The organism is Alkalicoccobacillus murimartini, from assembly GCF_030813245.1.
GTDB lineage: Bacteria > Bacillota > Bacilli > Bacillales > Bacillaceae_D > Alkalicoccobacillus > Alkalicoccobacillus murimartini.
Genome location: NZ_JAUSUA010000004.1, coordinates 139,096 through 159,991, shown reverse-complemented (window position 1 = coordinate 159,991; position 20,896 = coordinate 139,096). Strand labels below are relative to the sequence as shown.

The 20,896-nt window shown below is 41.3% G+C and carries 17 protein-coding genes and 1 other annotated feature; all 17 genes read left to right on the top strand.

Going from position 1 to position 20,896, the window contains the following annotated elements; genetic code table 11:
- The first annotated feature begins 26 nt into the window (after positions 1 to 26).
- A complete protein-coding gene (gene hemC, locus J2S05_RS13825; protein WP_306983759.1) occupies positions 27 to 956 on the top strand; it encodes a hydroxymethylbilane synthase in 930 nt (309 codons plus the stop codon).
- Positions 946 to 1,743: a uroporphyrinogen-III synthase gene (locus tag J2S05_RS13820; protein ID WP_306983757.1), complete on the top strand. Its 798-nt coding sequence runs from the start codon at positions 946 to 948 to the stop codon at positions 1,741 to 1,743. Before hemC ends, J2S05_RS13820 begins: the two co-directional genes overlap by 11 nt.
- Complete coding sequence (gene hemB / locus J2S05_RS13815; protein ID WP_306983755.1) at positions 1,740 to 2,738, top strand: porphobilinogen synthase; 999 nt, start codon at positions 1,740 to 1,742, stop codon at positions 2,736 to 2,738. The genes J2S05_RS13820 and hemB overlap by 4 nt, the downstream gene beginning before the upstream one ends.
- Positions 2,739 to 2,740: 2 nt before the next feature.
- The gene (gene hemL / locus J2S05_RS13810; protein WP_306983753.1) at positions 2,741 to 4,027 is read left to right on the top strand and encodes a glutamate-1-semialdehyde 2,1-aminomutase; all 1,287 of its coding nucleotides are present in this window, start codon (positions 2,741 to 2,743) and stop codon (positions 4,025 to 4,027) included.
- A 138-nt stretch (positions 4,028 to 4,165) separates the two neighbouring features.
- Positions 4,166 to 5,143: a stage VI sporulation protein D gene (gene spoVID / locus J2S05_RS13805; protein WP_306983751.1), complete on the top strand. Its 978-nt coding sequence runs from the start codon at positions 4,166 to 4,168 to the stop codon at positions 5,141 to 5,143.
- Between the two features lie 23 nt (positions 5,144 to 5,166).
- The gene (locus J2S05_RS13800) at positions 5,167 to 6,078 is read left to right on the top strand and encodes a hypothetical protein (RefSeq protein WP_306983750.1); all 912 of its coding nucleotides are present in this window, start codon (positions 5,167 to 5,169) and stop codon (positions 6,076 to 6,078) included.
- Positions 6,075 to 7,094, top strand: coding sequence for a spore coat protein YsxE (gene ysxE / locus J2S05_RS13795; RefSeq protein WP_306983748.1), 1,020 nt, complete (start codon positions 6,075 to 6,077; stop codon positions 7,092 to 7,094). The genes J2S05_RS13800 and ysxE overlap by 4 nt, the downstream gene beginning before the upstream one ends.
- Before the next feature lie 86 nt (positions 7,095 to 7,180).
- Positions 7,181 to 7,870: a DUF1129 domain-containing protein gene (locus tag J2S05_RS13790; RefSeq protein ID WP_306983747.1), complete on the top strand. Its 690-nt coding sequence runs from the start codon at positions 7,181 to 7,183 to the stop codon at positions 7,868 to 7,870.
- Positions 7,871 to 8,187: 317 nt separating this feature from the next.
- Positions 8,188 to 8,415, top strand: a binding site (T-box leader).
- 41 nt (positions 8,416 to 8,456) lie between these two features.
- Positions 8,457 to 11,099 (top strand): valine--tRNA ligase, encoded by a 2,643-nt coding sequence (locus J2S05_RS13785; protein WP_306983745.1) that lies wholly within the window; start codon positions 8,457 to 8,459, stop codon positions 11,097 to 11,099.
- Between the two features lie 378 nt (positions 11,100 to 11,477).
- The gene (locus J2S05_RS13780) at positions 11,478 to 12,797 is read left to right on the top strand and encodes a bifunctional folylpolyglutamate synthase/dihydrofolate synthase (RefSeq protein WP_306983744.1); all 1,320 of its coding nucleotides are present in this window, start codon (positions 11,478 to 11,480) and stop codon (positions 12,795 to 12,797) included.
- A 319-nt stretch (positions 12,798 to 13,116) separates the two neighbouring features.
- Entirely contained in the window at positions 13,117 to 13,881 is a 765-nt protein-coding gene (locus tag J2S05_RS13775) for a prepilin peptidase (RefSeq protein ID WP_306983741.1), read from the top strand.
- 375 nt (positions 13,882 to 14,256) lie between these two features.
- Positions 14,257 to 15,300 (top strand): hypothetical protein, encoded by a 1,044-nt coding sequence (locus J2S05_RS13770; RefSeq protein ID WP_306983740.1) that lies wholly within the window; start codon positions 14,257 to 14,259, stop codon positions 15,298 to 15,300.
- Between the two features lie 75 nt (positions 15,301 to 15,375).
- A complete protein-coding gene (locus J2S05_RS13765; protein WP_306983738.1) occupies positions 15,376 to 17,331 on the top strand; it encodes a S9 family peptidase in 1,956 nt (651 codons plus the stop codon).
- Between the two features lie 169 nt (positions 17,332 to 17,500).
- Positions 17,501 to 18,073, top strand: a complete 573-nt coding sequence (locus J2S05_RS13760; RefSeq protein WP_306983736.1) for a Maf family protein — start codon at positions 17,501 to 17,503, stop codon at positions 18,071 to 18,073.
- Positions 18,074 to 18,122: 49 nt separating this feature from the next.
- The gene (gene radC / locus J2S05_RS13755; protein ID WP_306983734.1) at positions 18,123 to 18,806 is read left to right on the top strand and encodes a RadC family protein; all 684 of its coding nucleotides are present in this window, start codon (positions 18,123 to 18,125) and stop codon (positions 18,804 to 18,806) included.
- Positions 18,807 to 18,961: 155 nt separating this feature from the next.
- Positions 18,962 to 20,002, top strand: coding sequence for a rod shape-determining protein (locus tag J2S05_RS13750; RefSeq protein WP_306983731.1), 1,041 nt, complete (start codon positions 18,962 to 18,964; stop codon positions 20,000 to 20,002).
- Between the two features lie 13 nt (positions 20,003 to 20,015).
- Positions 20,016 to 20,894, top strand: coding sequence for a rod shape-determining protein MreC (gene mreC / locus J2S05_RS13745; RefSeq protein ID WP_306983729.1), 879 nt, complete (start codon positions 20,016 to 20,018; stop codon positions 20,892 to 20,894).
- Positions 20,895 to 20,896 lie beyond the last annotated feature (2 nt).

Below are 20,896 nucleotides of genomic sequence, written 5' to 3'. Positions count from 1 at the left end.
GCTGAATTGGATGAATGGAGGCAGTTATGCGTACAATTGTTTTAGGTACAAGACGAAGTAATCTAGCTTTAACACAGACAAGATGGGTGATTGATCAGCTTACAAAGCTCAATCTTAACTACGATTTTAAGATAAAAGAGATTGTAACAAAGGGTGACAGAATTCTTGATGTAACCTTATCAAAGGTAGGCGGTAAAGGCTTATTCGTAAAAGAGATTGAACAGGCGCTGGAGGATGGCGAGATTGATTTAGCTGTTCATAGTATGAAGGATGTTCCTTCTGTTATGCTAGATGGCTTTACACTGGCTGCGATTACAAAACGAGAAGACCCAAGAGATGCCATCATCTCCGAAGGTCATGTTAAGCTTAGTGATTTGCCTCCGGGATCTATAGTAGGGACAAGCAGTTTAAGACGTTCTGCACAAATTTTGGCGAAGCGTCCAGATCTAGAAGTACAATGGATTCGAGGAAATGTAGAAACAAGGCTGAGAAAGTTAAAAGAGGAATCTTTCAGTGCGATTGTGCTAGCAGCAGCAGGCTTAAACCGTTTGGGTTACACTGAGGACTTTGTTACAGAGTATCTTGAACCCTCTGTCTGTGTTCCAGCAGTTGGACAAGGAGCACTTGGTCTTGAGTGTCGGAGTAATGACGAAGAATTGAAAGAGCTTTTAGCACATATAAATGATCCCGTTACTTCTCTAACAGTAACAGCAGAGCGTGCTTTTTTACACAAACTAGAAGGTGGCTGTCAGGTACCGATCGCTGGTTTTGCTGTTGTGAATCAAGAGCAGATCGAATTAACAGGATTGGTTGGTTCACCAGATGGGAAAGTGTTAATACAGGAAACAAAAACAGGAACCTCTCCAATCGAGCTTGGTGAATCCGTTGCCCAGGCATTGCTTGATCAAGGAGCCGAAGACATTTTAGAAAAGGTAAAAAGTGAGCTTGACTCATAATTCACTTCATGGAGCAACGGTTCTTGTTACAAGAGCAGCCCATCAGGCTACACGTTTTGTTGAGCAAATTGAACAAGCAGGTGGAGTAGCTGTTGAGGTTCCGCTTATTCATGTAAAAAAAGCGACGAATCAAAAACGAATTCAACACGTTATAGCTACTTTAAAGTCTTACAAATGGGTCGTTTTCACTAGCGCAAATGGCGTTCGGTTTTTCTTAGATCAACTAACGGATGTAGAACTTCGACAGCTACGTCTTTCTGCGAGTATTGCTACGGTAGGGTCAAGTACAGCGAAGGTACTAACTCAATATGGGTTGGTAAGTAAACTAATGCCTAAAAAATATGAAGCACAATCATTGGCAGAAGAACTTCTGCAACAAACAAGCAAAGATGATTCGATTTTGCTTGCACGAGGCAATCTTGCTAGACCTATATTGGCCCAGACATTAGAGCAAGCGGGACGAAAGATAACGGATGTACCTGTGTATGAAACCTACTTTTCAACCGATTCAAAGGAAGCGATAAAAGCATTGCAAGACCAGGGAACACGGTTGGATTTTCTGACATTTACAAGTCCTTCAACCGTTAGTCGATATGTGGAGATTGCAAAGCAACTGACAGGAAAAGTGGATTTGTTATTTCCGAAAGCAAATGTTGTTTGTATTGGGACAGTGACAGCTGAGGAAGCTAGAAGAAATGGGTTATCCGTTGCAGCTGTTCCACGTACATTTACCACAGAAGCTATGGTAGAAGAGCTTGTTCGTTTAAAAAGGAGAGATCTTGTATGACAAAGATGGAGTTTGATCGGCATCGTAGATTAAGACAATCTGCTTCTATTCGTAAAATGGTAAGAGAAACAAAACTTGATCAGGATGATTTTATCTATCCGATCTTTGTAAAAGAAGCAGGAAGCGAAAAAACAGAAGTATCTTCTATGCCAGGAGTGTATCAATGGCCTCTTACTGAAGTATTACAAGAAGTAGAAGAGATCGTGAATTTAGGCATTCCATCGGTTATTCTTTTTGGCTTACCGATTGAAAAAGATGCTGTAGGTTCCTCAGCTTTTCATGATCATGGAATTGTTCAAGAGGCAACTCGCATAATCAAAGAAGCATATCCAGAGTTAACGGTTATTGCTGATACGTGCTTATGTCAATTTACGGATCATGGACACTGTGGAGTTATTAAAGGGAATGACATCGATAATGATCCTTCTCTTCAAATTTTGGCCCAGACAGCGATTTCACAAGCCAAGGCGGGAGCGGATATTATCGCGCCATCTAACATGATGGATGGATTTGTCGCAGTCATTCGCCAAGGCCTAGATGAAGCTGGGTTCGAACACGTTCCTGTTATGGCTTATTCAGTGAAATATGCATCTGCGTTTTATGGACCGTTTCGCGATGCAGCACATGGAGCACCATCTTTTGGAGACCGAAAGACCTATCAAATGGATCCAGCCAATCGTGAAGAAGCTCTTCGTGAAGCGCAATCTGACTTGAACGAAGGTGCTGACTTTCTTATTGTCAAACCGGCATTGTCTTATCTCGATATTATTCGCGAGGTAAAAGATTTTTCTGGTGTTCCACTTGTTGCGTATAATGTCAGTGGAGAGTATGCAATGGTAAAGGCAGCGGCACTGAATGGGTGGATTAATGAGCGCGAAGTAGTCCTTGAGAAGTTGCTAAGCATGAAGCGTGCAGGCGCCGATCTTATTTTAACTTATCATGCCAAGGACGCTGTGAAATGGATGAAGCAATCTATCGAGAAAGGGGATCAGTAGATATGAATTTTTCAAAATCAGAAGCTGCGTTTGAACAGGCTAAGCCACTAATGCCAGGAGGCGTAAATAGTCCGGTTCGTGCCTTTAAATCGGTAGGTATGAATCCTATTTATATGGAAAGTGGCAGTGGGTCTAGAATTAAGGATATAGATGGACATGAATACATTGACTATGTCTTATCTTGGGGACCACTTATTTTGGGTCATGCAGACCCGCAAGTTGTTGAGCAGATTAAGAAAACAACGGAAAAAGGGACAAGCTTCGGCGCACCAAGTGAGCTAGAAACTAAATTAGCTGAGCTTGTTATTCAACGTGTACCTTCTATTGAAGTTGTGCGTATGGTGAATTCGGGTACAGAAGCTACAATGAGTGCGTTAAGACTAGCAAGAGGGTATACAGGTCGATCCAAGATTCTTAAGTTTACAGGGTGTTATCATGGTCATGGGGACTCCTTACTAATCAAAGCAGGATCAGGAGTAGCGACACTTGGACTCCCTGATAGCCCAGGGGTACCTGAGTCTGTAGCTAAAAATACATTAACGGTCCCATATAATGATATTGAAAGCGTCCGGTATGCGTTTGAAGAATTCGGAGATGATCTGGCAGCTGTTATAGTAGAACCAGTAGCTGGAAATATGGGCGTAGTGCCACCGGAAGAAGGTTTCCTAGAGGATTTGCGAAGTGTGACTGAAGAACACGGCACATTGTTAATCTTTGATGAAGTGATGACAGGATTCCGTGTAGGCTATCATTGTGCGCAAGGTACCTTTGGTGTAACCCCCGATTTAACGTGTCTTGGAAAAGTAATAGGCGGAGGGCTGCCGGTGGGTGCGTTTGGTGGAAGACGTGAAATAATGGAGCAAATTGCTCCTAGTGGCCCGATTTATCAAGCTGGTACATTATCAGGTAATCCACTGGCAATGACAGCAGGATATGAAACCCTTTCACAATTAAAGGAATCAGATTATGAGGTTTTTGCGGCTCAGGCAGAAAGACTCGAAAAAGGTCTCTCTGAAGCAGCAAAAAAGTATGGAATTCCTCATCATATTAATCGAGCAGGTTCGATGATTGGGTTGTTCTTCACAGATGAGAAAGTAGATTGTTTCGAAAAAGCGCAAACATCTAATCTCAGTATTTTTTCTCAGTATTTTAAATTCATGCTTGAAGAAGGCATTTCATTGCCACCTTCGCAATTTGAAGGAATGTTCCTTTCAACCAAGCACACGGATGCAGATATTGAAGCAACCATTGCAGCTGCGGAACGTGCTTTTTCAAAAATTGAAGTTTGACTCTTCACAAGAGATCTCTTTGCTAAAACAAGCAAAGGGATCTTTTTTTGGTCATAAACTAGTTCTTATGCGCATAGGATTTCCATGTACGGATTGTATAGGTAACGTGTTGAAAGAATTGAATAAGGAGGAGTTATCATGACGCAGGAACATCCCTCGAAGTTGACGTTGACCGTTGAAGAGTCGGTGTGGTTAAACAAAGGCCAGGAGATAGAAGAAATTCTCGGTATGTCCCTCTCTCCTGAAATTTCAATTAAGGAAGAGGGCAATCAAGTAAGTATTGTAGGTGGGTTAAGGCTAGTAGGTGAGTATATACTTTCTGATTCAACCCAAACGCAGAATGAGCAAGATGTTGATGCGGCTTATCGGGACCAAGCTGCCTTTCGCTCGATAGAAGAAGTGAATGTCTCTGATAATGGTAGAGGAGCTCTAAAGCATTTTTTTCCGATTGATGTCACGATTCCGTTAGACCGAATTCAAAACTTACAGGATATCTATGTGGAAGTTGAATCCTTTGACTATGATGTTCCTGATAAAAGCTGCATTCAGTTAACCGCAGACATCACGATAAGTGGGATGACAGAGGCAGGAGAGCAACAACACGAAGAGGAACGACCGATATATGAACAGGTAGAGGAAGAACAAGCTGTAGATACCTCTTTCTCATATGAAGCATATCAGTTACCAACCCCTTCATCTCCATCACCAGAGCATGACTTGGAGCGAGTTGAGGTACAATTTGAAGAGCCAAGTGATATAGAAAATAATGCGAGTTATTCAGATTTAGAACGCATTACAATTGCCCCGCAACAACCAGATTTACATGAAGTGAGGGCAAATCACTCTCGCGCTGAAGAAGTAGAGAATGAAGAACAAGAGGAACCACATCAAGAAAGACCAGAAAGAGAAGAGAATGCTCTTTATTTAACAGGAATGATGGCTAAAAGTGATGAGCAATTCACGAGATGGAAAATGTGTATCATTCAAGAAGATGAATCCCTTGATACAATAGCTAGTCGGTATGATGTAACAACAAGTCAGCTTATCAGAACCAATCGTTTAGAAGCCGATCAGATTGAAGCTGGACAAATCCTCTATATTCCGGTCCAGTCATAGCGCCTTGAAGGGAGGGGGTTGTCATGGACTTGCTGGAAGAGCTGAAGCAGCAATATGGTTGGAATAAGGCTGTAGCTATAAATGAGGACATCGTGGAAACAGACCATGGATTAAAAAGAATAAGATATTGGGAGGATCAAGATCTTTTGGACTGGCACATTAACTGGCGCGATCATTGTACCATCGCTCCAGTTGTGCTAGCTGATCGTATGATTCGCACGAAGGATGGGGATTCGTTTATTCCATGGGAATCTTCTAAGGTTACGGTCCATGATGAACTAACCCAATCTTTTAGTCAAAGTGAAAATGGACAGGTTTGGGGTACGTTATTGGGGTTAATGATTCGCTATGGTGTGCAATCCAAGACGAAAATTGACGCTCAAGTCATCCAACAACCTGATCTAGTTAAACTTGAAAAGAGATTGTGGATGTTTCCAACTACCCTCCATGCTATGCTTCAAAATATCGTTTATGAAGGAAAAATCCGCTCAAAAAAAGCGAAAAAACTACGATCAAAATATTTGGAAGAACACCACTTACCTCTTTTAGATAAGGTAAGAATGGATGGGCAGGCGAAACATATTCATGATATGTTGCATTGGGCAGGTACAAGTACTTACCCAGAGCGAGGCTATCATTCTATACAGATCTTTTTGCGAGACTGGTTATCTCAGCACCATTCAGCAGAGTTACACACACTACTAGATGCCATTGAAGATATCTATCCGGAGTTTTCAACTGCTCAAGGTCCATTTCTTTTAGCTGAATGTCTTGAACCTTATGAAATTCTTCCTATTCTAAAGCTTGAGCCGCAAAATGAGTCAATAACTAGAATCGAAGAAGTGTTACACACTTGTACAGTAGAATGGGAACAATCGAAACGCATGGTGGAAGACCTAGCCAATTGGCTTGATGGGAGGATCGTACACACATGAATCAGTCTGTACAACAGCCTTTTGAATTCATCTTTTTTCACTATGACTTATATCCAGATAGCATCGAGGATATAGGGACTGGAAAAGTGAAAAGATTGACGACACAAAGAGGAATATTTGCCCTGAAAGAAACGACGATTGGTCAATCGCAAGCGGATGAGCTTGTTCATGCTATGCATCGATTGACAAAACTCGGCTACAAACAAGCCGTTCCAATCATTCCTACAAAGTATGGGGAATATACAATCTCAATTGGCAATACCAGTTACTATTTAATGCCATGGGTCGAGTCGCCTGAGTATACAGCAAGAGAATCGATGGAAGAGAAGCTAATCGACCAAATGGGCGTGATTCATCGAATTACGGTTAAAACACAGGAGCTTTCCCTCGAACAATTAGAACAGTCATACAGACAACTGTTATCTAAATGGGAAGCTCGCCAACTTGATCTGATTCATTTTGCTGATCAAGCGGAACAAAAAATCTATATGTCGCCTTTTGAGTTGACCTATTTAACGCATGTTCATACACTTGATCAAATGGCAGAAGTAGCAAAATACCAACTCAATCAATGGTACGAGGCCGCAAAAGAAAAAGGCAAATATCGCAGCGTATTAAATCATGGTCGTCTCTCGCGCAGTCATGCACTTTTTACCGTAGAGAACGAACCACTTCTTATTAATTTTGAACGAGCGAGTCTAGATACTCCCGCGCGTGATCTCGCGACATTCTGCCGTCATAGTTTCCCTTACGCCCAGTGGTCTGATGAAGAAGTTATGCGTTGGTTTGCACGATACGAACATCACTTACCTCTTCTTGATGAAGAAAAACAGCTGCTGTGCAGTTATTTAAGCTTTCCGGAACCCATTGTTTATGCAGTAGATTTCTATCGGAAAAAAGATAACCAATGGAGTGAAATTGAGCATGTGCAAAGGTTAGAAAAGCGATTGCTCTCTATGCGAAAAGCGCAACGGTTAGCAGGAAAGCTTTTGCCGATATCAAATGAATCCGTTTGATATGAGAAGTTGCGTAAATCAACCGATTTCCTTATACTGTATATAAAGAAGATACTGATTGAAACGGTTGATTGGAGGCGCCTGAGATGGGCAAGAATTCATACGAGAATCAGTCAGATGATAGACGTCTACTGCACATGCAAGATCAGGTGGTCTTTAACGAATTGAAGGATTATCTCCATACAAAAGAAATACCTAAGTCTATAGCTGATCAGCTGCTTCACTCATTTCAGAAGCAGCTCGTCACAGCACGAGAAGAAAATAAAGATATTCAAGACATCATTGGTGAAGGCATAGACACCTATTGTGACCGTGAAATTGATCTAGTAACCAACGTTGCATGGCGTTCTATTTTGTTATCTATGGTTGGGACCGGTTTTTTTATTTTATGTGCATTTTTCCTTTTGCAGGCGATTGTCCATTTTATTAGCTTTATGTCCTATGGAAATAGTGGGGCTACTCTAACACATGTATCGCTTATGCCTATGTTGATTTTTGCTGTTCTCGGTTATGGCGGACTTGCAATATTAGCTTATGTCCATACAAATCGATACAACGTAAAGAGACCGTTGCTTTGGAAAATCTCAGGCTGGGTCAGTTTACTTATTGGAACAGGGTTGTGTATGGCAAGTATGTCAATGTGGGATGAAGTACTCATGATTCCATTGAATACGAGCACTAGCCTTGTCATTGCTGTTGTGTGTTTCGTCATGTACAAATGGATGAAATCCCCTTTAAAAAAGGTTCAAAGAAATCGAACAGTAGAGAACAATTAAAGCAACTAACAGGAGAAAGTCCAACGTAGTAGGAAAAAGCAGCGTTCGGATTGCTTGAAAACAAATGATTGGCAATAGGCATTGATAACATACAGCTCGTAGATAAGACCAAAAGCCCCACTTTTTCTTGGGTGGACAATATGGTGGCCGATTATAACGACGGAACATGGAGATCCCCCTTTCATTCGCCCGATTTTTATACATACTATGCACGAATAAGATTGTTTGGGAAACAACAGGTCTAAGCTTCAGAAAAATAGGCCATCCTAATATTGACGAATGCTATCTTGACACGATAGAATGGAAGATATTCAAATAGACATGCAACGATCGGGAAGAGTATACCTAACCCCTCACAGAAAGAGAAGTCCTTTGGCTGGAAGATTTCTCAGGAAGGTTACGTAGAAGGTCGCCCGTGAGCATCTTTGCCGAACGTTAAGTAAGCAAGGACGGGACCTGGCCGTTAACAGATTGAGTGTGCATAATGTAGAGATGATCTGCCTTTTGCAAACAAAGGTGGTACCGCGAAGCCCTTCGTCCTTTGAGATGAAGGGCTTTTTTTTATGAAAAAAAGGAGGCTTCAACTATGGACCAGCACAAAAAGGAAATGCCAACTAAATACAATCCAAAAGACACCGAGGCAAAATGGTACGATTATTGGATAAAAGGAAAGTTTTTTGAAGCAACAGGTGATGAAACGAAAACTCCTTACTCAATCGTTATTCCGCCACCAAACGTAACTGGAAAGCTACACCTTGGACATGCGTGGGATGCAACACTTCAGGATATTCTAGCGCGTACAAAACGTATGCAAGGATATGACACCCTTTGGCTGCCAGGAATGGACCACGCAGGCATCGCAACTCAGGCTAAAGTAGAAGGAAAGCTTAAAGAACAAGGAATTTCACGTTACGACTTAGGTCGAGAAGCATTTGTCGAAAAGACGTGGGAGTGGAAGGAAGAGTATGCACAGTTTATTCGCGATCAATGGTCAAAAATCGGGATTTCTGTCGACTATTCAAGAGAGCGATTCACCTTGGATGAAGGCCTTTCTACAGCAGTAAATGAAGTCTTTGTAAAGCTGTATAATAAAGGCTTAATCTATAGAGGCGAGTACATTATTAACTGGGATCCGGCGACTAAAACAGCTTTATCTGATATTGAAGTGATCCACGAGGATGTTCGAGGTGCGTTCTACCATATGAATTATCCATTAACCGATGGCAGTGGTGTGATCGAAGTGGCAACCACACGTCCTGAGACTATGCTTGGTGATACGGCAGTTGCTGTACATCCTAAGGATGAGCGATATCAGCATCTAATTGGGAAGACGGTTACACTTCCAATTGTAGGCCGTGAGATACCAATTGTTGCAGATGACTATGTTGATATGGAGTTTGGATCAGGTGCAGTGAAAATTACACCGGCCCATGACCCGAATGATTTTGAGATTGGTAACCGTCACGAGCTTAAGCGGATTCTTGTAATGAACGAAGATGGAACAATGAATGAGAATGCTGCTACGTATAATGGATTAGATCGTTTTGAATGTCGTAAGCAGATTGTTTCTGACTTACAAGAGCAGGGAGTTCTCTTTAAAATTGAAGAGCATATGCATTCAGTTGGTCATTCTGAACGAAGTGGCGCAGTAGTTGAGCCTTACTTATCTACACAATGGTTTGTGAATATGCAGCCACTAGCTGATGCGGCAATTGAGCTACAGAAAACAGATGATAAAGTGAACTTTGTACCAGATCGTTTTGAAAAAACATATCTGCGTTGGATGGATAATATCCGTGATTGGTGTATTTCGAGACAACTATGGTGGGGGCATCGTATCCCGGCCTGGTATCATAAAGAAACGGGTGAGATATACGTTGGTCACGAGGCGCCTGAAGATGCCGAGAATTGGAATCAAGATGAGGATGTTTTAGACACGTGGTTTAGTTCTGCTTTATGGCCATTTTCAACAATGGGTTGGCCGGATGAAGAGGCCATAGACTTTAAACGCTTCTACCCAACGAGTGCTCTTGTCACGGGGTACGATATTATCTTTTTCTGGGTAGCTCGTATGATTTTCCAAGGCATCGAATTTACAGGAGAACGTCCATTTAATGACGTCCTCATCCACGGATTGATTCGTGCAGAAGATGGACGTAAGATGAGTAAATCTCTTGGAAATGGAGTGGACCCTCAGGAAGTAATCGACAAATACGGAACAGACGCCCTGCGCTTTTTCCTAACAACAGGTAGTTCCCCGGGAAATGACTTGCGCTTTTACTGGGAAAAGGTCGAAGCAACGTGGAATTTCGGAAATAAGATCTGGAATGCCTCTCGTTTTGCACTCATGAACATGGAAGATCTAAGCTATGACGATATAGATTTAAGCGGAGAAAAATCTGTAGCAGATAAATGGATTTTAACTCGTTTGCAGGAAACCATTAAAGATGTAACCCGATTGATTGATAAATATGAATTTGGCGAGGTTGGACGCCTTCTTTATACATTCATTTGGGATGATCTTTGTGACTGGTATATTGAGATGGCTAAACTATCCTTATATGGAGAAGACGAGGAAGCGAAGAAAACAACTCGTTCTGTCCTAGCCTATGTTTTGGATCAGACGATGAGAATGCTTCATCCGATTATGCCATTTATTACAGAAGAAATTTGGCAGCATCTACCGCACGAAGGAGAATCAATTACTGTATCAGAATGGCCAGTCGTTCATACTGAATTGATCTTTGAAGAATCAATTGATGACATGAATCAATTGAAAGAAGTCATTCGCGCTGTACGTGCAGTCCGTTCTGAGCTTAATGTACCAATGAGTAAACAAATTGAGCTTCTCGTTCGTCCGGGAAATGACACATTACAGAAACAACTGGAACGAGGCCAAGTCTTTATCGAGAAATTCTGTAATCCAAGTAAGCTCGAAATCTCTACAACCATTCAAGCACCTGAGAAATCGATGTCTCAAGTCCTAAGTGGAGTAGAGTTGTTCCTGCCATTAGCCGGATTACTAAATATCGAAGAAGAAGTCGCTCGTCTACAAAAAGAATTAACCCGTCTAACTAAAGAAGTAGAGCGAGTAGACAAAAAGCTTAGCAATGAAGGCTTTGTTGCAAAAGCCCCTGCAAAAGTAATCGAAGAAGAAAAGAAAAAACAAGCTGACTATGCTGAACAACGCAAAACAGTCGAAGCTAGAATAGCTGAATTACAAGCATAAAAGAAAGTCGGAGTTTCGCCAAAGGCGGTGCTCCGGCTTTTTTTGGTGGAGAGGGAGAAGAGATGTGAAGGTTTGTTTACTCATATGGAGGATCAATTGTGGATAAAGGGATCAGAATGATGATAAGTGCATTTCATTGCGGATAAAAGGAGCTAAATGATGATAAAAACTGATCATTGCTGATAAGAGGAGCTAATTACTGATAAAAGACACTCACCCACGATAAGATCGAATTAAATCGACAATATACAAAGTCTCCGCCAAAAATAATCATGCACTCAACAAATTCTTACTCTATGGCTATACATATTGAATTCATCCCCCAATTCTCGCTATAATAAGACAGAGTAGTTCAGGTACACGGAGTGGGGGAGAAAAATGAACAGCGGAGAAGAAACAATAGAGTGGATCCACAGTCTGCTTCCGTTTGGAATTAAACCAGGCCTAAAACGAATGGATTGGATGCTGGAGAAATTGGGGAACCCAGAATCCAACTTAAATATGATACATGTAGCTGGAACAAATGGTAAAGGGTCAACCGTAAGTTTTATGCGTCATATGCTTGAAGCGAACGGGTATCAAGTAGGGACCTTTACTTCACCATATCTTGAATGTTTTGAAGAACGTATATCATTAAATGGTGTACCAATCTCAGAGCAGGATTTAGTAGCCGCAGCAAACAAAGTCAGACCACTTGTTGAGGAATTAGCGCAAACAGAGCTAGAATCGCCAACTGAATTTGAAGTCATTACAGCTATTATGTTTGAGCATTTCGCTCATGTAGCGAAACCTGACATTGTATTAGTTGAGGTAGGGCTTGGAGGAAGACTTGACTCAACTAATGTCATTAAGCCGCTTCTTTCAATTATTACATCCATTGGACACGACCATATGCACATACTTGGTTCAACCATTGAAGAGATTGCTGCAGAAAAAGCAGGAATCATCAAAAAAGGGATTCCTGTTCTCTCAGGAGTCACCAATCCGGATGCGTTAACTGTATTAAAAGAAACAGCGATTGAACGCGATACATCATTCTATCAATTAGATGAAGACTTTTATAAAATGGATATCCAAACGACACAAGAGAATCAACGATTTACGTTTGATTCTCCACTCGGACGATTCACTCACTTAAAAACAACCATGAAAGGTGAGCATCAACTAGCCAACGCGAGTTTAGCTATCATGGCTCTGCTTTACCTAAAGGAACATGCAAGCTATCAGATCACAGAAGCAGCCTGTAAAAAAGGATTAACCTTAACAAATTGGCCAGGACGATTTGAACAATTAATGCAGCAGCCTCTTGTGATCGCCGATGGAGCTCATAACGAAGAAGGCATGCAAGCATTAGCTGCAACACTTAAAAGTCATTATCCAAACCATAAAATTAGAATGCTTGCAGGGGTGACAAAGGAGAAAGATGTCGCTAAATTACTGGCTCCATTTAGCAAAATGGATATTCAGATTACCTGGACAAGCTTTGACTTTTTTAGGGCGGCAGATGCAGGAGAACTACTAGATGCAACTCCTGATGGGATAGAAGCTAATGCGGAGAAGGACTGGAAGAATGCGCTAGAGTTGATGATGAATCAGTGGAAAAGGGATGAATTAATTTTAGTAACAGGATCTCTTTACTTTATTTCTGAGCTGCGCGGAGCGTTAAAAAAGAATGAAGAGTTGATGAAGGTTAATTAGATATAAAGAAACATCCGCTCTATTGAAGGGCGGATGTTTTTTATCATTGAGGTTTACTTGGAGCAGCTGAAACGAAAGTAGCTGAGCTAAGCACATAAAAACGAAATTACGACGATGTCATCAGGCATTGGAAACGCATTACACTGATCACTTATAAGATTATCGAAAAGGAAGCAAAAGAAAGTGAAACCAGGCCCTATATTAAACTTATTTTCAGATCTTTACTAGAAAAACAATTGAATTTCCAATTAAAAACATTTATCCTTATAGGTATATAGTTTCGCGAATAAACGACTAAGTAAGCCATTGAGGTGGACAAATGATCGATAGTATCATGGTAGGCTATCTGGCAGTAGTAGGATTAGTATTTGGTTCCTTCTATAACGTAGTGGGTCTTCGCGTTCCGGTAGGTGCTTCCATCGTTAAGCCACGATCTCATTGCTCTAAGTGTGAGAGGACACTAGAGGCTAAAGAGCTAATACCAGTTTTTTCATTCCTCGTACAGGGAGGCTCCTGTCGAACGTGTGATACAAAGATTTCTTTTTTGTATCCGACAACTGAACTTATGACAGGAATTTTATTTGCGCTTTCATTTTATCTTTTAGGTTGGTCGCCAGAAACGATTGTCGCTTTATTACTAGTCTCACTGCTCGCCATCATTTTTGTGAGTGATATGCGATATATGCTCATACCGGATAAGGTTTTGTTGTTTTTTACAGTACCTCTTATACTCATGCGTGTGTTTGTAGCTCCGCTTACCCCTTGGTGGGATGCCTGGTTTGGAGCATTGCTTGGCTTTGGTTTACTATTACTAATTGCAATCATCAGCCGAGGAGGTATGGGTGGTGGCGATATTAAGTTATTTGCCGTATTAGGTCTTGTTTTAGGTTGGAAAATGGTTCTTCTAACCTTATTTTTAGCGTCTACTTATGGGGCTATTTTTGGAGGAGGAGCCTTGCTTTTGAGAAAAGTTAAGCGTAAGCAGGCTATTCCATTTGGCCCCTTTATAGCAGCAGGAGCATTAACGGCCTATTTCTTCGGTAATGATTTAATTCGTTTGTACATTGAATTAGTACTCTATTAATACGTAGTAGATAAGATTAAATATATATGGGAGACACGGGGTGGGGATTTGGTGGAAAAAAATAAAGGTTCAAGTGATTTGGTATGTTGGGAGTGAACGAGCAGGTTTAACAACCTTTCAATCGTTTGGTAAATGCACCTCCACCTCGTTTCACACATTTTAGAAAGAGGTACAACGTTTGATAGAAAAGAATGCCCCATTCCGTTCATACCCAGATATTTCTGAGAAAAAAGACCCGCTCTATCCAAGATAAACCTAACCATTACCTAAAACCGTGCCAGATGAACTGGTATGGTTTTTTTGTCTGAACGTTCTAATTCCTAGCTTGTACACATACATATCGTTTAAGAAGTGATACAGGGAGGGAGTCTTGACATGGAGCAGGACAAGAGAACCATTTCTATTCAGTTTGCCAAGGACGGGACAAGGCGAAATAAAGTGGACAAGCGTAAGTCTGACCCTATAAAGACGAAGCCAGAAATTGACTGGGTATTTCCTGAACCTGATCATGCCGTTGAATCCGTTCAGCCAATAGAGGTTCAAGAAGAGGAAAAAAGAGAGATACATTATTGGAATGAACATGATCAACAGCCTGTTGCCATACCAATTCCAACTAAAAAAAAGAAGCTACCCACTCTTAAAACAACCTTCAATATACCTTGGATGCTTGTTGCGGCGGTCGCATCAGCCGTTTTGATTGGTGTGTCCCTTGGTGTGGTCATGTTGACTTTTTCCACTGGAAGTAAGGATCAGCTGGCCGAACAACCGGCCGTTGAGGTGGGTACAACGGCTATGGCTCCAGTTGTAGAAGAAGAGCAGACTACTTCATTTGAATTATACGTGATCCAAGGTGGCGCCTTTTCTACTAAGGAAGCTGGTACAAAGTCAGCAGAAACCTTTAAACAGGATGGGCACGCGGCTGTCATTGAAACGGGAGGAGAATCCGATTATTTATATATAGGTGCTACTGGATCAAAAGAACAAGCTATTCAAGTGGTTGAACTCTATGAAAAAGCTGGCTATGATGCATTTGTTAAGAAATTTGCTGTTGATGAGGTGAAGAGTACAGATGAACATGAGGCAGCAACTGAATGGTTTCAACAAGCGGGCAAACACTTAGCTGAACTAGCCGAAGCCTCTGCTGCTAGTCTTGCTGGCACCTCGTTAGAAGACGAAGCACTCATAAAACTTACTAATGATCTAACGCAGCTAGAGAGTCAACGAGAAGTGGATATGGCTGAGCTATCTGATGAAATAAAAGCCAGTGCGCAGACTATAATGGCCAAACTAGCTGAATCGAATCAATTAATTGCTGGAATAACAGAAGAAAATCAAGAAGATGCATGGGTTGCACAGCAGATTGTACTAGATGCTGTTATGACTTATAAAAAAAGTGTGGGAGATTTAAGTGATGAATAGGCGTCAATTTTGTTCAAGAGATAAGAACCTGTTATTCTAGTAGTGTGAACATTTCGAGAAAAAGGATGTGCTGTTATGAGTAAACGGGTTGTAACACCAGAAGATTTGCTACAACTGCGCAGTGTGACCTCACCTGCGCTTTCAAATGATGGGGAACATGTTATTTATGTAGAAACGACTCTGCATAATGAAAAGGATAAGTATTCTGCTGAGCTTATTAGAGCTTCTCTTGCTAATCCAGACGATTCTCACTATGTGACTCAAGGTAATCACATAAATCGTTTGCCACGCTGGTCTCCAAAGGATGATGTAGTAGCTTTTCTTTCGAACCGAACAGGGACGTTTCAGCTCTATGTTTTGAGTAGCTGGGGGGAGCCTAAGCAGCTGACTGAGGAGAAGAAAGGTGTCACAGATTTTCGCTGGTCTCCTGATGGCAAAAGGATTGCTTACTCTAGTACTCAACTTTTAGAAGAAGAAAAAGAGGAAGATAAGCTTGAACCACTAGTAGTGAATAAGATGAAATACAAATCAGATGCGAGTGGTTTTTGGCATGGTGAGTACGTACATATCTTTACGGTGGAAGTAGACTCAGGAAAACATATACAGTTAACGGATGGTGAGTTCTCGTTCCAACTGTTTGATTGGACTGCGGATAGCCAGCAGCTGATTGTAAGCTCTGCCTATCAAGAGAATACAGATTTTGTCTTCACTAATGAATTATTACTTCTTTCAGTTGAAAGCAAAGAAATCATTCAGTTAACAAATCAGACTCATGTAATTAGTAACGCAAGTGCGTCTCCGGATGGTAAGTATATAGCGGTTCGAGCTCATGAGAGAGAATTTGATAATGCGACTCATTTTGAGATCTATCTGCTTGAGCTCGCATCTAATGAATGGACTAAGCTAACTGGCGGCTGGGATGTACAGCTTGGACCAGTTGTAGCTGCTGACTTCTTGCAAAATATAGTGGATCCTGGTTTGGTTTGGGCCGGTGATAGCCAATCATTAACTTTCCTTGTATCTGAGCAAGGTAATGTTGGGATCTACAACATCACTGTTGCTGGAGAGAAACAGGCGGTCCTTACAGGTGACAATCATGTGTATGGCTTCTCGATTAATTCGGAGGGGACAACTCTTGTAGCAGGCATTAGTGAATCAGGACATCCTGGTGATTTATACAAGGTGATCCCTGGACAAGGAGAACCAACACGATTGACGTCGAGTAATGATAAAGTCCTTGATGAGTTTGAAGTAATAAAAGCAGAAGAAGTACGTTTTCAGCATGAGGAAGGACATGAGCTACAAGGATGGCTAATGAAGCCTGCTGGATTTAAAGAAGGCCAGTCCTATCCTTTAATTGTAGAAATTCATGGTGGTCCACACGCAATGTATGCAAACAGCTATCTTCATGAATTTCAGACGTTGGCTGCGCGAGGTTTTGGTGTATTATACATTAACCCTAGAGGTAGTTTAGGATACGGCCAAGAATTCGTAAATGCTGTCCGAGGAGATTATGGTGGTGGGGATTATCGTGATATTATGTCTGCACTAGATTATGTCTTAGAGCAGCATTCGTGGATCGACGAATCAAGGCTTGGTGTAACAGGAGGAAGCTATGGTGGGTTTATGACTAACTGGATTGTTGGTCACACGAATCGCTTTAAAGCGGCTGTTACTCAACGCTCCATTTCAAACTGGACAAGCTTCTATGGTGTCAGTGATATTGGCTATTATTTTACAGAATGGCAAATCCAAGCGGACTTAAACGATGTCGATAAATTATGGAAGCATTCACCCCTTGCTTATGTAAACCAAATCGAGACTCCTTTACTAATCTTACATGGAGAAAAGGATTATAGATGTCCAATTGAACAGGCGGAGCAGCTTTACATTGCACTAAAACGTCGTGAAAAGACAACAACGTTCATTCGTTTTCCTGAATCGAGTCATGAACTGTCTCGAAGCGGAAAACCAAGTCTCAGACTCAAAAGACTTGAGGCCATTGGTGAATGGTTTGAGCGATATTTGTAAAACAATAGGGTTAGCAAAAAACACAGTCGTTTTCTCTCGGCTGTGTTTTTTTATGATTTAATTACAAAATTTTCAGATAAATAGATTGTCGATGAAAGTAGAGTTTGGTATTCTATAAACAAGCCTGTACAATAGAGGTAACAAAAAAATTGTAGAGGTGTGTCCCTTCATGAAACCACTTATTTTAGCCTCCAGCTCCCCCAGAAGAAAAGAATTGCTCCAACAAGTCCATTTTGATTTCAGTATTCAAACTAGTGAGGTTGATGAACAACTTGATCCGGATTGGCTACCAGAAGATGCCGTAAAGCATCTATCCAAAAAGAAAGCAGAAGCTGTCTTTTCAACTAACCGAGAAGCCGTGGTACTTGGGGCAGATACGATTGTTGTTGTCGATGGTGTTATTGTTGGCAAGCCTTCTAATCATGCAGCAGCGAAAGAAATGCTACAAACCTTGTCAGGGAGGAATCACCAAGTTCTATCGGGCGTTACGATCCTCTCATCTGAGAATATGATTTCTTTTTACAATGAGACAAATGTGTCTATGTATGAATTATCACCAAAAGAGATCGATCGGTATTTGGCAACAGGAGAACCTTTTGACAAAGCCGGATCCTATGGTATTCAAGGTATTGGGGCGACTTTAGTGCATTCAATACAAGGCGATTATTATTCGGTAATGGGCCTGCCTCTTGCCCAAACAACAAGAGCTCTTTCCGCGTTCTCTATCTACCCCACATATTAACGATACATGTTTCCTCAAAATTCGTGCATGTTAGAAAGGAGAAAACGGATTGTCCCTCCTCATTCGAGATGTCCCTATTACAGAAAGGCCCCGCGAGCGACTGCTTCATAATGGAGCAGCTGTACTTTCTAACCAAGAAATTATCGCTATTTTACTTAGAACCGGTTCAAAAAAAGAGTCCGTTATAGCATTAGCGGGGAAAGTATTAGCTCATTTTGATGGATTACCTCTTTTAAAAGAAGCGACCATAGAGGAACTTTGTGAAATTGATGGCATTGGTATAGCAAAAGCTGTGGAACTAAGTGCAGCTATCGAATTGGGTAGACGTATTCACAGTCTTCATACTGCAGAGAAATATGTCATTCGATCACCTGAGGATGTCTCAAATCTTGTGATGGAGGATATGCGTTTTTTAAAACAGGAGCATTTTGTCTGTCTTTATTTAAATACAAAAAATCAAGTGATTTTTAGACATACGGTATTTATTGGCAGCTTAAATGCAAGTATTGTTCATCCACGAGAGGTTTTTAAGGAAGCGTTAAGACGCTCCTCAGCCTCTATTATTTGTCTGCACAATCACCCAAGTGGTGATCCAACTCCAAGCCGAGAAGACATAGATGTGACAAAACGCTTGTATGAAGCGGGTAGAGTTTTAGGAATTGAACTGTTAGACCACATTATTATAGGAGATCGCACATTTATAAGCTTGAAGGAGCAAGGCCATGTAGGATAAGCTAAGAATATGTGAAAGTTAAGGCGAAAATGTGGTAAGATCTGAACGAAAAAGTCGATAATCTATCCTGGGGGAAGATAAGGCTATTTTTTTCCTTTGTTATTCGATATAATAAAGGTTATGATTTCGGATCTGTCATGAAGGGAGATACATAGATGTTTGGTGGTTTTTCAAGAGATATTGGAATTGACTTAGGAACAGCGAATACGCTTGTATATACAAAAGGAAAAGGGATCGTTTTGCGGGAGCCTTCGGTTGTTGCATTACGTACAGATACAAATTCAATTGAGGCAGTTGGTAATGATGCCAAAAACATGATTGGTCGAACACCTGGAAATATTGTGGCAATTCGTCCAATGAAAGACGGTGTCATTGCGGACTTTGATACAACTGCTACGATGTTAAAATATTTTATTCGTCAGGCGCAGAAATCTCGATCGATTTTTACACGTAAACCTTCTGTTATGGTCTGTGTACCAAGTGGGATTACAGCGGTTGAAAAACGTGCGGTTGAGGACGCAACAAAACAAGCAGGCGCAAAAGAAGCGTATACGCTTGAAGAACCTTTTGCAGCGGCTATAGGCGCTGATCTTCCTGTTTGGGAACCGACAGGAAGTATGGTTGTTGATATTGGTGGAGGAACAACAGAAGTCGCCATTATCTCACTAGGAGGTATTGTCACTAGTCAATCAATTCGTGTGGCGGGTGATGAAATGGACGATGCGATTATCCATTACGTCAAAAAGACATACAGTCTAATGATTGGTGAACGAACGGCTGAGACACTTAAGCTTGAGATTGGATCAGCTAGTGCTCCGGATGATGTAAATGAAATGGATATTCGTGGACGTGATTTAGTTTCTGGTTTGCCTAAAACCATTACAGTCACTGCTGAAGAGATCTCAAAAGCGCTCTCAGACACAGTCACTACAATTATTGAAGCGGTGAAAAATACGTTGGAGCAATCTCCTCCAGAGCTTGCAGCAGATATTATGGATCGTGGTATCGTGTTAACAGGTGGTGGGGCTCTGCTTCGCAATCTAGATAAATTACTAAGTGATGAAACAAATATGCCTGTGATTGTTGCTGAGGATCCACTTGATTGTGTAGCCATTGGCACAGGACGCGCGTTAGAGAATTTACATTTATTTCGTTCAAAAGCGGGAATTACCTCGCGTTCTGATCGTAAATCGTAAGTAGGTGTTCTAAATGCCATCTTTTTTCTCAAATAAGAAGCTGATTATTTTACTTGTTAGCTTGATCATCCTAGTGGCGTTAATTGGTTATTCAACAAGTAATAGAGAAAATCCAACAGGACCTGAAAAGCTCGTACGTGATTCTGTGGGTTGGGTTCAAAACCTCTTTTCAACACCAGCTCATTTTGTTGGAGGATTTATTGAAAATGTTCGTGATATTAAGGATCTCTATGAGGAGAATCAACTGCTGAAATCTAGGCTAGATGAATATGCGCAGATTTCAGTAGAGCGAAACCAACTTGCCAATGAAAATGAAACATTGCAAGATATGCTTGATTTACAGGATACGCTTAATGATTACGTTAAACGTCCAGCAACTGTGATTCACCGTAATCCAGACAGGTGGACACAGTATGTTGGGATTAATCTAGGAGAAGACAATAACATCACAACAGATATGGCTGTTGTGGATTCAAATGGTGGACTTGTTGGAAAGGTAAAACAAACCAGTAAATTTACCTCGTATGTGCAGCTTCTCTCTGATAATGATCCGTCCAATCAAGTGTCAGCTCAAATCATGGATGGAGAAGATATTCCTGGTTATGGATTTATTGAAGGCTACGATGAGGATCGAAATCTACTAATCTTACGAAAGATTGATGTAGAAGCAGACATCGAGCCAGAACAAACCGTAACAACCTCTGGACTAGGGGATGTGTACCCTGCAGGATTAATCCTTGGTGAAGTGGAAGAAGTTGAGCTTGATGAATATGGTCTTTCACAAACGGCCTATGTGAAGCCAGCAGCTGACTTTTCTGCGTTTGGTTATTTATATGTAGTCGAACGCGGAACGGACGCAATGGATCCTTCTCTTTTAGAAGAGGAGGACTAAGC

Excerpts from the sequence above, each read along its gene's own strand:
- J2S05_RS13800 (WP_306983750.1), top strand. The coding sequence starts at position 5,167 with ATGGACTTGCTGGAAGAGCTGAAGCAGCAATATGGTTGGAATAAGGCT.
- J2S05_RS13770 (WP_306983740.1), top strand. The coding sequence starts at position 14,257 with ATGGAGCAGGACAAGAGAACCATTTCTATTCAGTTTGCCAAGGACGGG.
- mreC (WP_306983729.1), top strand. The coding sequence starts at position 20,016 with ATGCCATCTTTTTTCTCAAATAAGAAGCTGATTATTTTACTTGTTAGC.
- spoVID (WP_306983751.1), top strand. The coding sequence starts at position 4,166 with ATGACGCAGGAACATCCCTCGAAGTTGACGTTGACCGTTGAAGAGTCG.
- hemL (WP_306983753.1), top strand. The coding sequence starts at position 2,741 with ATGAATTTTTCAAAATCAGAAGCTGCGTTTGAACAGGCTAAGCCACTA.
- J2S05_RS13760 (WP_306983736.1), top strand. The coding sequence starts at position 17,501 with ATGAAACCACTTATTTTAGCCTCCAGCTCCCCCAGAAGAAAAGAATTG.
- J2S05_RS13780 (WP_306983744.1), top strand. The coding sequence starts at position 11,478 with ATGAACAGCGGAGAAGAAACAATAGAGTGGATCCACAGTCTGCTTCCG.
- J2S05_RS13750 (WP_306983731.1), top strand. The coding sequence starts at position 18,962 with ATGTTTGGTGGTTTTTCAAGAGATATTGGAATTGACTTAGGAACAGCG.
- hemB (WP_306983755.1), top strand. The coding sequence starts at position 1,740 with ATGACAAAGATGGAGTTTGATCGGCATCGTAGATTAAGACAATCTGCT.
- J2S05_RS13765 (WP_306983738.1), top strand. The coding sequence starts at position 15,376 with ATGAGTAAACGGGTTGTAACACCAGAAGATTTGCTACAACTGCGCAGT.
- J2S05_RS13785 (WP_306983745.1), top strand. The coding sequence starts at position 8,457 with ATGGACCAGCACAAAAAGGAAATGCCAACTAAATACAATCCAAAAGAC.
- ysxE (WP_306983748.1), top strand. The coding sequence starts at position 6,075 with ATGAATCAGTCTGTACAACAGCCTTTTGAATTCATCTTTTTTCACTAT.
- J2S05_RS13775 (WP_306983741.1), top strand. The coding sequence starts at position 13,117 with ATGATCGATAGTATCATGGTAGGCTATCTGGCAGTAGTAGGATTAGTA.
- J2S05_RS13790 (WP_306983747.1), top strand. The coding sequence starts at position 7,181 with ATGGGCAAGAATTCATACGAGAATCAGTCAGATGATAGACGTCTACTG.
- hemC (WP_306983759.1), top strand. The coding sequence starts at position 27 with ATGCGTACAATTGTTTTAGGTACAAGACGAAGTAATCTAGCTTTAACA.